Annotated in this window: 13 protein-coding genes; 7 read left to right on the plus strand and 6 right to left on the minus strand. The window is 59.3% G+C overall.

Features of this window, described 5'->3' with window-relative positions:
- Positions 1-180: 180 nt before the first annotated feature.
- Positions 181-552 carry a hypothetical protein gene (locus ACVW0B_RS00880; RefSeq protein WP_041436554.1) on the minus strand — a complete coding sequence of 124 codons (372 nt, stop codon included), beginning with the start codon at positions 550-552 and terminating at the stop codon, positions 181-183.
- 178 nt (positions 553-730) lie between these two features.
- Between ACVW0B_RS00880 and ACVW0B_RS00885 the strand changes: the two genes are divergently transcribed.
- Complete coding sequence (locus ACVW0B_RS00885; RefSeq protein WP_041436551.1) at positions 731-937, plus strand: hypothetical protein; 207 nt, start codon at positions 731-733, stop codon at positions 935-937.
- Positions 938-958: 21 nt separating this feature from the next.
- Here ACVW0B_RS00885 and ACVW0B_RS00890 read toward each other — a convergent pair whose 3' ends face one another.
- Positions 959-2,827 carry an ABC transporter ATP-binding protein gene (locus tag ACVW0B_RS00890; protein ID WP_457490714.1) on the minus strand — a complete coding sequence of 623 codons (1,869 nt, stop codon included), beginning with the start codon at positions 2,825-2,827 and terminating at the stop codon, positions 959-961.
- 230 nt (positions 2,828-3,057) lie between these two features.
- On the opposite strand from ACVW0B_RS00890, the gene ACVW0B_RS00895 reads away from it, so the two are divergent.
- Positions 3,058-3,867, plus strand: a complete 810-nt coding sequence (locus tag ACVW0B_RS00895) for a hypothetical protein (protein WP_457490715.1) — start codon at positions 3,058-3,060, stop codon at positions 3,865-3,867.
- Here ACVW0B_RS00895 and argB read toward each other — a convergent pair.
- The 3 genes from argB to ACVW0B_RS00910 are packed head-to-tail and all read right to left on the minus strand — an operon-like array spanning position 3,864 to position 6,174.
- Complete coding sequence (gene argB, locus ACVW0B_RS00900) at positions 3,864-4,802, minus strand: acetylglutamate kinase (RefSeq protein WP_457490716.1); 939 nt, start codon at positions 4,800-4,802, stop codon at positions 3,864-3,866. The genes ACVW0B_RS00895 and argB overlap by 4 nt on opposite strands.
- A gap of 59 nt (positions 4,803-4,861) precedes the next feature.
- Positions 4,862-5,743, minus strand: a complete 882-nt coding sequence (locus ACVW0B_RS00905; protein ID WP_457490717.1) for a M56 family metallopeptidase — start codon at positions 5,741-5,743, stop codon at positions 4,862-4,864.
- Positions 5,740-6,174, minus strand: coding sequence for a BlaI/MecI/CopY family transcriptional regulator (locus ACVW0B_RS00910; protein ID WP_457490718.1), 435 nt, complete (start codon positions 6,172-6,174; stop codon positions 5,740-5,742). The genes ACVW0B_RS00905 and ACVW0B_RS00910 overlap by 4 nt, the downstream gene beginning before the upstream one ends.
- Positions 6,175-6,291: 117 nt before the next feature.
- Here ACVW0B_RS00910 and miaB point away from each other — a divergent pair, with 117 nt between their 5' ends.
- Positions 6,292-7,626 (plus strand): tRNA (N6-isopentenyl adenosine(37)-C2)-methylthiotransferase MiaB, encoded by a 1,335-nt coding sequence (gene miaB, locus ACVW0B_RS00915; protein WP_414332191.1) that lies wholly within the window; start codon positions 6,292-6,294, stop codon positions 7,624-7,626.
- Between the two features lie 286 nt (positions 7,627-7,912).
- Here miaB and ACVW0B_RS00920 read toward each other — a convergent pair whose 3' ends face one another.
- A complete protein-coding gene (locus ACVW0B_RS00920; RefSeq protein ID WP_011433285.1) occupies positions 7,913-8,263 on the minus strand; it encodes a hypothetical protein in 351 nt (116 codons plus the stop codon).
- Between the two features lie 234 nt (positions 8,264-8,497).
- Between ACVW0B_RS00920 and gltX the strand changes: the two genes are divergently transcribed.
- From gltX to ACVW0B_RS00940, 4 genes are all read left to right on the plus strand, one after another.
- Positions 8,498-9,937 carry a glutamate--tRNA ligase gene (gene gltX, locus ACVW0B_RS00925; protein WP_457490719.1) on the plus strand — a complete coding sequence of 480 codons (1,440 nt, stop codon included), beginning with the start codon at positions 8,498-8,500 and terminating at the stop codon, positions 9,935-9,937.
- Positions 9,938-10,016: 79 nt separating this feature from the next.
- The gene (locus tag ACVW0B_RS00930) at positions 10,017-10,658 is read left to right on the plus strand and encodes a GAF domain-containing protein (protein WP_457490720.1); all 642 of its coding nucleotides are present in this window, start codon (positions 10,017-10,019) and stop codon (positions 10,656-10,658) included.
- Positions 10,659-10,662: 4 nt separating this feature from the next.
- Complete coding sequence (locus tag ACVW0B_RS00935; protein WP_457490721.1) at positions 10,663-11,874, plus strand: RNA-guided endonuclease InsQ/TnpB family protein; 1,212 nt, start codon at positions 10,663-10,665, stop codon at positions 11,872-11,874.
- Positions 11,875-11,894: 20 nt separating this feature from the next.
- Positions 11,895-12,113, plus strand: coding sequence for a hypothetical protein (locus ACVW0B_RS00940; protein ID WP_457490722.1), 219 nt, complete (start codon positions 11,895-11,897; stop codon positions 12,111-12,113).
- The last annotated feature ends 58 nt before the right edge of the window (positions 12,114-12,171 follow it).

Consider the following 12,171-nt stretch of genomic DNA (forward strand, 5'->3'; position numbering starts at 1 on the left):
AGGGGAAATTTCAGGAGCCGCCAGAACGGTTGAAAAATGGGGTTCGAGTTGCCTAGGTATTGGATTGCACTTGGGAGTACGCCCTTGTTGGATGGATTTTGAGAGGATTTTAGAAGCCTTCTGTGTTGCTGTCTGCTCCTATCAGCTCAAGTTCCTGAAGGGGGCCCGCTTGGGAGCGTTCTAGCAGGGTACCAGAGCATCCTGCCGTTGCTCTTCCGAGCCAGCAGCCGATCCCCAGTATTCTGGCTCCACCTCTTCAAGGATGGCTTCGGCAGCCGATGTCTGGTGCAGGGAAACCACCTCTCCATCGCGGATAACAAATGGGTGACTACACTTGGGACATTGATGGACACGATAGGCGCTACCTTGTACCCCTTCAATGACCTCTGGGTGAAGCAGATAGAAGGTAATGGCCTTCTCTGCCACTGCCGACATCGGCTCCCGCTCCACGGCAGCCCGAATCTTCAGATTCCGGTGCAGCTCAGGTGAGAGATACAGGGTCACCTTCTGCTTGGACTCTGTGCCTTCCACTACCTCTGGCCGATGATTCATGGCTAACCGCTTTCTTTGAATTGCTTGCCAAACTTGGGGCCTATCATAGCCAGTCTGCCGGCTTGACGGCAAGTTTTTAACAATCTGTAACAAACAATTTTCTTGATGGCCCTCTGTGGATACCTGCGGCTGGGGGAGTAGGCTAAGTGGAAGACAAGGAGCGGAATGTCCAATCCCTATGGAACGCTTGATCAACACCCTCAGCAAAAATTTCTCTAGCTGGGGCCGCCGTGCCCTGGTGCAGGCCAGCGATGGTTTGGCCAGCTTGAGAGACACTGCCGTGGATAACGGCAATCTGTTACTCTGCAAGGCTCGCATCGCCTTCGCGGATGCCAGCTTCACCACCCTAAAGGCAATTCGGTCTCGCTTTGGCGCCAGTCGCTGACGGTTGGGCAGAAGCACCCTGCTAGCCGCCCAGATCTTGCAGCCGATAGAGGCTGGCATAGAGCCCGCTGAGGGCCATGAGCTCGGCATGGGATCCCTGCTCTTTGAGTTCCCCCCGCTGCAGAACCAAGATGCGATCCACATCGCGGATGGTGGAAAGGCGGTGGGCGATGATCAGGGCGGTGCGATCCCGCAGCAGGGTGTCTAGAGCGGATTGCAGGAGGGCTTCGGTGCCCACATCCAGGCTGGCGGTGGCTTCGTCCAAAACCAAGATTTTGGGATCCCGCCACATGGCCCGCACAAAGCTGATAAGCTGTTTCTGGCCGCTGGAGAGGTTGCTGCCCCGCTCTCGCACGGGGGTGGCGTAGCCTTGGGGCAAATTGCGGAGGAAGTCATGCAGGTTGAGTTGGCGGGCGACCTGCTCCACTGCCGCTAGATCTGCCTTCTCTCCTAGGGTGATGTTTTGCTGGATATCCCCGGAAAACAAAAATCCATCCTGCAGGATTACCCCTAGGTGGCGGTGCAGCTCAGCCTGGGGGAGATCCCGAATATCAACGCCGTCAATGCGAATAGATCCCTGGGTTACGTCGTAGAGACGGCAGAGCAAGCGAATGATGGAGCTTTTCCCGGCTCCCGTGGGCCCCACCAGGGCCACTTTTTCTCCGGGGCGGATGGTGAAGGTGAGGTCTTTGAGCACCCACTCCCCGGGGTTGTAGGCAAACCAGACGTGCTCGAACTGCACCTCTCCTCTGGCATTGGGGGGCAAGTGGCGGGGCTGAGCGGGATCCCGGATGGCAACCGGCAGGCTGAGGATGGCATCGATGCGCTCGACGGCGGTGAACCCCGCCTGCAGGGCGGTGAACTTTTCCGCCAACTGCCGCAGCGGGTTGAAAAACCGTTGCGAAAAGAGAATAAAGGCGTAGAGGCTGCCAAAGGTGAGGGGTTCCCCGGGCAGGGGCAGGGATCCCGTCCATCCCCCTCCAAGTGAGCCCCTACCGGCTGACATCACCTGCTGCCCGCCCACCCAGAGCAAAGCCGCCACGGCCAGCCAAGACACCCACTCCAAAACGGCAGAAAGGGCAGAATCATAAAGGATGGTTTGATCCACTTCCCGGATGTAGCGGCGGTTCATGGTTTGAAAAATCTCGCTATTGAGCCGCTCCCGGCGAAACAGTTGCACCACGGTAATGCCCAAGATGTTCTCCTGGATCCAGGAGTTCAGTTTGGAGAGTTCTTCGCGCACGCGAAAGTTGGCATCGCGAAAGCGGCGCTGCAACTCGAGGACAACGGCGCTGATGGGCAGGACGATCAAGATCAGCAGCAAGCCCAGATCCCAGCGTTGGCTGAGCATGACCACCGCGATCACCCCCAGGGTAAACAGGTCGCTGACAATGCCGACGGCACCGGTGGAAAAGACATCCCCCAAGGCTTCCACATCGTTGGTGATGCGGGTGATCAACTTACCCACCGGGGTGCGGTCGAAAAACTGAGCCGGCAAGGCCAGAATGTGGGCGAAGAGATCGTCGCGGATGTCGCGAGTCATCAATTGCCCCAGCTTTTGGCTGACATACCCTTCCAGGGCTTGAAAGAGCCAGCGAACCAGCACCGTCAGGATCAACAGACCCACATAGGGCCAAAGGTCGGCGAGGATCCCGGCCTCACCTCGTTCCAGCGCTCGGGCAATGGGGCCATCCAGAGCCCGCTGTAGGATCAGAGGCTGCACCGCATCCGCCAAGGCCAAAGGGGGCAGAAAGGCCAAGGCCGCCAACACCAGCCTGAGGTGCCGACGGGCATAGGGCCAGAGCAGCCGCAGCAGCCGCCAATCGCTTTCTCGCCGAGGGCGGGGATCCCTACTTAAATCGGTATCGGGGGGAGAGGCGGCAAGGCTCACAGGCTTACACCCGAGAACAACAAAGACAACTCATAGAGAGCACTGATCTACTCTAAGCGCTCTCCCTGAGGGAGAGGGAGTTTGGGATCCGCAAGGGTTTCCTCGCCATTGGGAATGGCTATAGCTGCACCCCTAATGGCTCTGGGACGGACGGAAAACTGGCCGCTTCAGGAGCTTCTGGCCGCTCGGTTCGGGCAGGCTGTAGGCAGCTTGATGAGGAGAAACCGGCAATGTCTTACTCAACCTCTTACTCCGTGTCTTACTCGAAAATCTTTTTCCCAGTTTGGGTGGCGGGGCTGCTGTTGTTGATCGGCGGCGGGATCCTGTTTGGCCTGTTGCGGGCTTTTGGGCTACCTATTGGGGAGCTGGCCGATTGGGCCATTGGGATCGCCAGCTTTTGGTGGCTGGTGGTGATCGTCACCCTTCCCTGGAACCTCTACTTTCAGGCCAAGGCCGTTCAGCAGGAGGCGGTTGTGTCTCAGGAACGAGGGATCCCGGTGGAAGATTCAACCTTGGCTTTCCTACAAAAGCTCAGCCGCTGGTCGTTGCGCGTGGCCATTGCCCTGCATGGGCTGTCGGCTCTGGCTTTCTATGGCTTGGCCGTTGGGCAAGTCACCCCCATTGGCTACCCCAGCGCCGTGGCTGCGGTGTTGTTAACGGCTCTGCGCCCGGCCATCCGGGGCTACGAGTATTTGGCCGACCGCTTGGCCCAGTTGCAAGGGCAAATCCAGATCCCTCGCGAAGATGCCATCGAGTTGGCCGAGCGGATAAAGCAGTTGACACGCCAAGTCGAGCAGTTGCAGGAGCAATGGGATCCCGGCAAACCTGGCTCTTGGGCCCAACAGGAGGAAGAAACCCGGCGCTACCTGCGGCAGAAGCTGGCCGCGCTCAAGGCCCAACTGGAACAGTTGCGGGCCAGCAACGAGCTGGAGCACAGGCAATTGCGCCAGGAGACCCACCAAGCTGTGGCTCAGCTCAGTGTGGATAGCCAGTTTCTCGGCCATGTGCGGGAGATTCTTCGCTTTATCAAGGAAGCTTAGCGGGATCCGTTGTTCAGTCCTTCCAACTGAGCGGAAAACTGAGAAGGAACAAGCTTGGTGCCCACCCCGGCATCGGTCAAAATCTCCAGCAGCAGAGAGTGAGGGGATCCCCCATCCAGAATGTGGGCCGCCCGCACCCCTTGTGCCAGGGCGCGAATGCAACACTGCACCTTCGGGATCATGCCGCCCCTGACCACACCTGTTTGGATAAGCTGGCGGGCCATCTCGATGTCCAGCAGGGTAATCAGGGAGCTGGGATCCTGGGGATCCCGGAGAATGCCAGGGGTGTCGGTGAGCAAAATCAGCTTTTCTGCCCCCAGAGAGGCCGCCAGTTCTCCCGCCACCGTATCGGCGTTGATGTTGTAGGCTTGGCCCGTCTCATCGGCAGCCACACTGGAGATCACCGGAATCTGTCCACCTTCCAACAGGGTTTGCAGCAACTGGGGGTTGATGCTGCTCACTTCCCCAACAAAGCCAATCTCCGCCCGGCCCTGGGATCGCGCTTTGATCAAGTTGCCATCCCGCCCGCACAGCCCCACCGCCGATCCGCCGGCCAAGCTGATGAGCTGGACGATCTGCTTATTAACCTTGCCCACCAACACCATCTCCACCACTTCCATGGTGGCGGCATCGGTAACCCGCAAGCCATCCACAAACTTGAAGGGAATGTCCAGTTTTTGTAGCCAACTGTTGATCTCCGGCCCCCCCCCATGCACCAACACCGGGCGGATACCGACGCAGGAGAGAAAGACGATGTCTCGGAGCACCTCGGCCCGTCGCTCTTGGTGCACCATGGCTGCGCCGCCGTATTTGATGACAATAACGCGGCCCTGGTACTGCTGAATGTAGGGTAAAGCCTCGATGAGGATCTGCGCCCGCGTAAGGGGATCACACGCCGACCCGGTCGCCTCAGAAAGGGAAGAGTTGGTTTGCACTGCTGTAAGTCCCTAGAAGTCCAGAAAACCTGACCTAGAGTATCCCATTCTGCAGATCCTCAGGTATGGAACGGGATCGCCAGCAAAGGCAATAGGGACAACCCCAACCAGGCCCAACCCCGAATGGAAGAAGAATGGGGTAGGGGATCGACGGGCCCTGACTCTGCCTGCTGCAGCAGGGCATCGATACGCTCCTGCAGCCGTTGCCCTGAGTCTGAACTCACGGCCATTGCAAAGCCAACCCAGGCCGCCGCCGGTTGCTCCACCACGCCATAGCCCACCACCTGCAGCAGGGCCTCTCCCAACAGCAAGGGATCCACCCGTTGGGCCGCCCAGCGATCCGCCCGCAGTTCCCGCAGAGTGAGCAATTCCTGCCAGAGGGCCTCGGTGTTGGGCAGCCAGCCGGTGAGGCGTCGCAGCCAGCCCACTCCAAACATCCAGAGGGTGTCGCGGTAGTGGCGATGGGCTTCTTCGTGAGCGATTACAGCCCGCAAGTGCTCATCATCCAACTGCTCCAGCAGGCCGCGGCTGACCACCAACTGGGCATTCCACACCCCCACTTGGGCAGCAAAAGGGATCTCCAAATCCAGCACATAGGCCGGAGAGCCATGCAAATCCACATGGGCTAAAGCTTGCAGATGGGCACGTCGATAGGAGCGCCAGTATTCCCAAATCCAGTGCAAGGCCACGCCGCCGGCCACGGCCAGCAACAGCAGAGCACAGCCGTAGCAGAACCAGCCCCCCACCCCGGCCATTTGTCCCCACGGCCCCATCCAGGCCAAGGCCAAAGCAGTGGTCAGCAACAGCAGCGGGGGCAGCAAGAAGTGGATCCAAGCCCACTGCCAACGTCGGCTCCACCCGCCCCCCTTATCCAGGCGCACTTGCACCCGCCACAGCCAACTGAGGCCCAAGCCCAGCAATAACATGCCCAAGTGGCTCATCGCGGATCCCTCCTGGCTTGACGGGCTGCCCGCAGCCGTTCGGCAATCGCCCGCAACTGGGACACACTGGCCTGATCCAGGCTATCGGCAAAGGCTGCCACCGTATCGGGATCCCCTACAGCCAAAAACTGCTGCAGGTGGGTGAAGGCCCTGAGGCTGGCCGCTTCCTGACGCGAAAGACGAGGCCGCCACAGCATGGGCAGATTCCGCCCTTGGGGATCGGTGCGGCGCTCACAGCTCACCCAGCCCTTCTGGCTTAAGCGCTGCAAAACTGTAGTCACAGAGGCATAGGCCAGCTCCCGATCCGGATCGGCCAAGATGCGCTCGTGGATTTGACGGGTGCTGGCACTGCCCAGATCCCAGAGGATGTCCAAGATTTCCGACTCCAGAGGGCCCAGCGATAGTTGCTTGGGGCGATGCTTCGGCAACATAACCTTTTCCGGTGTAGGAACTTCTATCTAGACTAACCGTTGCAGTCTCAAACCCCTCAGCCATTTTTAAGGATCCGCTAAGCTCGAAGATGGTGGTTCTTTGTGCTGTTACTTCCCATGGCTGCTCCCACCTACCACACCATCACCTTCGGCTGCCAAATGAACCGCGCCGATACCGAGCGCATGGCCGGGATCCTGGAGTCCCTGGGGTATGTGGCCACCGAAGATGAGTTGCAGGCGGACTTAGTTCTCTACAACACCTGCACCATCCGCGACAACGCTGAGCAGAAGGTCTATTCCTACCTGGGCATCCAGGCACAGCGCAAGCGCAAGAACCCGGCCATCAAGCTGATCGTGGCCGGCTGTGTGGCCCAGCAAGAGGGGGAGAAATTGTTGCGCCGCGTCCCTGAGCTGGATCTGGTCATGGGCCCCCAGTACGTGAACCGCCTTGGGGATTTGCTGGCGCAGGTGGAAGCCGGAAACCAGGTGGTGGCCACCGATCCGGTTGAGATCCCAGAAGACATCACCAAGCCCCGCCGCGACAGCCAGGTCACTGCTTGGATCAATGTCATCTACGGTTGCAACGAGCGTTGTACCTACTGCATCGTGCCGCGGGTGCGAGGGCAAGAGCAGTCCCGACAGCCCCAGGCCATTCGCGCCGAAATCGAAGACGTGGCCAGAGCGGGCTACCGCGAGGTGACGTTGCTGGGGCAGAACATCGACGCCTACGGACGGGATCTGGATCCGAAAACCAACCTGGCCAGCTTGTTGCGCTTCGTCCATTCGGTGGAAGGTATTGAACGGATTCGCTTTGCCACCAGCCACCCGCGCTACTTTACCGAGGAGCTGATCGCCACCTGCGCCGAGCTGCCCAAAGTCTGCGAGCACTTCCACATTCCCTTCCAGGCGGGCAGCAACGAAGTGCTCAAGCGGATGCGGCGCGGCTACACCCACGAGCGCTATCGCCAGATCATCCAGCTCATCCGCCAATACATGCCCGAAGCGGCCATCAGCGCCGATGCCATTGTCGGCTTTCCGGGAGAAACAGAAGCCCAGTTCCAAGAAACCCTGCAACTGGTGCAGGATATCGGCTTTGACCAAGTGAACACTGCTGCCTACTCCCCCCGTCCCGGCACCCCTGCCGCCGAGTGGCCCGACCAGGTGCCTGAAGAGGAAAAAAGCGACCGCCTGCAACGGCTGAACCGACTGGTGGCCGAGGTGGCTGCCGCTCGCAGCGCCCGACTCTTAGGCCAGGTGCAAGAGGTGCTGGTGGAAGGCCCCAACCCGAAAAACCCCCGCCAGGCGATGGGGCGTACCCGCGGCAATCGCTTGGTGTTCTTCGAAGGGGATCCAGAGCAACTGAAGGGATCCCTGGTGCCGGTGCGCATTACCGCCACGCGAGCTTTTTCGCTGACCGGAGAGGCAGTTACCGTCCGCGCGAGCGGGCCATAGGATGAAGGCTCTCACAAACACAACTTTCCCCAGTTCCCTCTTGTCCGATTGCGGCGGCGGAGCGCCTCTCCAGGGAGCTGTTTTGCTGAGAAAAACCATGCCCTCCTGGGTGAACAGCTTTAAGGCAACCGCCAGGCAGTCACTGCCCTTTCCGCCACGCCGACCAGGGCACAACCACCGCCCTAGCTAGCTTTCTTCCGCGCAGCAGTAGAACGGAGCTTCATACACAACGTTTTGGCAACAGCAACAGGCCGGCGCTGGAACAGGCCCCGAATACCTGCCTTGCCTAGCGCAAGATTTCAAAATCCAAAACGGGCTCTGTCTGGGTGACGCGGTAATATCCGGCCTGGGTACGAACCGAAGCCTGATAGGGGCTGGGCAAATCCAGCGAGCGCAGGGGTGGGATGTTGGTGCGCTGGTTCAGCAGCGTGGTGAAGAAGGCGGTGGTCTGCCGGGCCTGGGAGCGCACCACCTCCTCAGGGAAAATGACCGGATCCACATTCCTGCCTGTATCCAACAGGATCCTGTCTAGGGCATCTCCCACCGGATAGGAAGGATAGGCAATTTGGGCCAAGGCGGATCCAATCGGGATCCCGGCGGACAGACAACCCAGAAGAATGGCCAAAGTCAGACGCATGTGCTGGGATTCCTCCTGCGCTACAGCTTTTCCTCAACACCGGAAAAAAGGGGGGGTTGGACGTTGCCAATCAACCTTGATCCCCGTGCAGCCTACCTTTTGACCGGCGGCTAGAGCGGATTCTACTCGAAGTGCCTCAATTGGCAACCGCCTGCAACCCAATGGAGGGCCAACATGACAAAGGATCTCGCCGCCGACTAGGATCAGGATGCTCTGCTTGGGAGCCTTCAGCCTGTGAGTGTTTGTGTTCGCCTTGCCCCCAGTCCAACTGGAAATCTGCACATCGGCACCGCCCGGACGGCAGTGTTCAACTGGCTGTATGCCCGTCGCCACGGTGGCCGGTTCATTTTGCGCATTGAGGACACCGATCGCGATCGCTCTTTGCCCCGTTACACCCGCAATATTTTGGCAGGCCTGGCCTGGTTGGGTCTGGACTGGGATGAAGGGCCGATCTACCAATCCAAGCGCATCGAGCGCTACCAAGCAGTGGTGCAGCAGCTTCTAGATCAAGGGCTGGCCTACCGCTGCTACGTCAGCGAGGCAGAGCTGGAGGAGATGCGCGCTGCCCAGAAGGCCGCCGGCAAAGCCCCCCGCTACGACAACCGCCACCGCTTTCTCACCGAAGCCCAGCGACGAGCCTACGAAGCCGAGGGGCGGCAGCCAGTGATCCGCTTCAAAATCGAGGAGCCCCTAGAGGTGTCTTGGGTGGATCTCATCCGCGGCCCCATTACCTGGAACACCCAGGACTTGGGAGGAGACATGGTCATTGCCCGAGCGGATGGCTACCCTCTCTACAACTTGGCGGTGGTGGTGGATGACATCGACATGGGCATCACCCATGTGATTCGCGGCGAAGATCACATCGGCAATACCCCCAAGCAGATTTTGCTCTACCGTGCTCTTGGCCACGAACCTCCCCAGTTTGCCCATTCTCCTTTAATCCTGAACCCGGAAGGGAAAAAGCTCTCCAAACGGGATGGGGCAACTTCGGTGACGGAGTTCCAGCAGCTGGGCTTTTTGCCAGAAGCTCTCAAGAACTATTTGGCCTTGCTCAGTTGGTCTCCTCCAGATGGGGAAGAGCTTTTCTCTCTGGAAAAGGCGGCTGCGCTGTTCGACTTTGACCGGGTTAACCGTGCGGCTGCCCGCTTTGACTGGGACAAGCTCAACTGGATCAACAGCCAGTACATCAAGCGGCTTTCCCCGCCAGAACTGGTGGAGCGGCTCACCCCCTTTTGGCAGGCGGCAGGGTTTGACCTTTCCGAGGTGCCGGATCCCACCTGGTTGGAAGATGTGGCCCGCCTGATTGCCGATGGTATCGACCGCCTGGCAGAGGCTCCTCCGCTCAGCCGCTTTTTGTTTCAGGAGCCCCTCAGCTACACGTTGCCAGCTCTGGAACAGTTGCGCCTGCCTGGGGTGGCAGAGGCTATGGCTGCAATGGCCACCACGTTGGCTGCTGCCGAGCTGCCCCAGGTTTCGGCGGACAGCTTAAAACCGCTGGTGGATCAGGTGGCCAAGGGCCAGAACATGAAAAAGGGCCTGCTGATGAAGAGTTTGCGGGCCGCCCTGACAGGGGATCTGCAGGGGCCGGATTTGCTGGAATCTTTTGCCCTTCTCCAGCGGCGGGGCTGGGCTTTGGGGCGGTTAGAGGCTGTGCAGAAGTTGGTTCCTTGTTGATGGAAGCCCATCTCTTGCTGTCATGCCTTCGGTTGCCTCTGTTGAAAGTGCTCCGCACCGCTGCCGCAATCGGGATCCCATGCTGTCACGCCAGCTACAGGCTGCAAACCAAATTGTCCAAGAACTGGTGCTGCTCTCTTCTCAGTTATCTTCCCCATCCTCTTCGGACTCTGTAGAGATGGGGGAGCTGGAGCAGTGTGTGCTCAAGCTGGCCCAGACCTTGGTACAGCAGATGGTAAATCGCCTGGGCGCGGCCTCAGCTCGCCTTTGGATTTTCGACCCGCAGGAAGGATGTTTTCAGTCGGTGGCCCATGCCGGCCTGCTCAGTCCTGCTCATGACCAAATTCAGCGGATCTACCCTGACGACAGCCCTTTGGGACGGGTGGCCCAGGAGGGTCTGCCGCTTTTGAGCAACAATCCCGCCCAAGAAGCCTGGATGCCCGCCCCGGAGTGGGTGAAGGCCAATGGCTTGCGAGGCTTTGTTGCCTACCCGATTAACCGGGGGGAGGAGCGGCTGGGGGCTTTGGCTCTGCTGAGCCGGACACCTCTGGAAGCCAGCTTTCTGATTGTCAAACACGCGGGGGCACGGCGCATCGATCTCATCATTCAGCCCAAGGTTCAACAGGACGCCGGTTCCTCTATCAACCCTCAGCTAGAAATCGCAGGAGCCCCGCACTGTACCCGTAGGGTCAGTGCCGGGAGGAATGCGAGGCTACAATAGAACCATGACCCAAGTCCTGACCGTCTCCTGCAAGCTCAAGGTAGCCCAGTCGCAAGCCGCCAAATTGGACGCGACTTTGGAGGCTTTTGGCCAAGCCTTGAATTGGGTCAACCAGAACACGCCGGAGAAGATCGTCAACGCGGTCAAGCTGCAATCCCTTTGCTACTACGAGATTCGAGCCCGGTTTGGCTTGTCCAGTAACTTGGCTCAACAGGTGTGCAGACGGGTAGCGGGTTCCCGCAAAGTGGCTAAGCAGAAAAAGCGTCCCGTCAAGGAGTTTAAGAGCGGCTTTGTTACCTACGACGCTCGCATCTTTTCGTTCCGTCAAAAAGACTGGACGGTGTCGCTGACCACGGTGGAGGGTCGGGAGCGCTTTGAGCTGGCGATTGGCCGCTACCAGAGAGAACGGCTGGCGGGCTCCAATCCCAAATCTGCCACTCTGGTCAAGCGTAAAGATGGCTCCTACTCCATTCAAATCTGTGTGGAAACGGAGCCATCCCCACCGCAACGCACGGGCAGAGTGCTGGGGGTGGACTTGGGAAGGACGGATATTGCCCATACGTCAGAAGGGGATAACTGGAATGGACAGCAGTTGAACCAAGTCCGCGACCACTACTCCCGGTTGAGGGCGGTACTCCAACGCAAAGCCAGTAAGGGCACACGCAGTTCGCGGCGCAGATGCAGAGAACTGTTGCAACGGCTGTCTGGCAAGGAGAGACGCTTTCAGGCGTGGGTCAATCATCGCATCTCTAAAGCTATTGTCTCCAGGGCAAAAGCTACCAACAGTGCTATCGCTCTGGAAGACCTGACAGGGATCCGGGAAAGAGTCAATCAACAGCCGCGCAACAAGGCCGAACGGCGCAGAACCAACAGTTGGGCGTTCTACCAGCTCAGGATGTTTGTGGCCTACAAGGCTGCCATCGCCGGAGTGTCTGTAGTACTGGTCCCGCCCGCCTACACGTCGCAGACCTGTCACAAGTGTTTACACATCCATCCCGACCCTGCGCAATCCTACCGCAGTGGTAAGTCGTTCAAGTGTGGACACTGTGGATGGGAAGGGGATGCGGATTTGAATGGTGCGAATGTGATTGCGCTCTTGGGGGCTGTCGTAAACCAGCCTAGAGGTTCGGGCCTGTTTTGTTCTCTGGTAGAGCAGAGCAGGCTCAGGGCTACTGAAAGCCCGCTCCGTACCGCTTTAGCGGTCGGAGTCGGGTAGTTTACGCTCCCTACACCCACTTGGAGCTGAAGATCATCGACGGTGGCTGCGGTATGCCGGCGTCCAAGAGTGGGGTGGATCCCGCCCAGCCGCCCGGCCATGGCCACGGGTTGCTCAACATGCGCTACCGAGCCGAGTTGATCGGGGCAAGCATTGCTTGGCGTAATCGCCGCTTTGGCAGTGGCACAGTTGTAGAGCTGCGAGTCCCTCTGCCGCCGAGTCCCCGATCTTGCGGCTAGCCCCCCCTTTTCTGAGGTAGCAGACGCAGCATTTTCAGTCTCAACCTGTTCTATAGTC

Source organism: Thermostichus sp. MS-CIW-23, assembly GCF_054059455.1.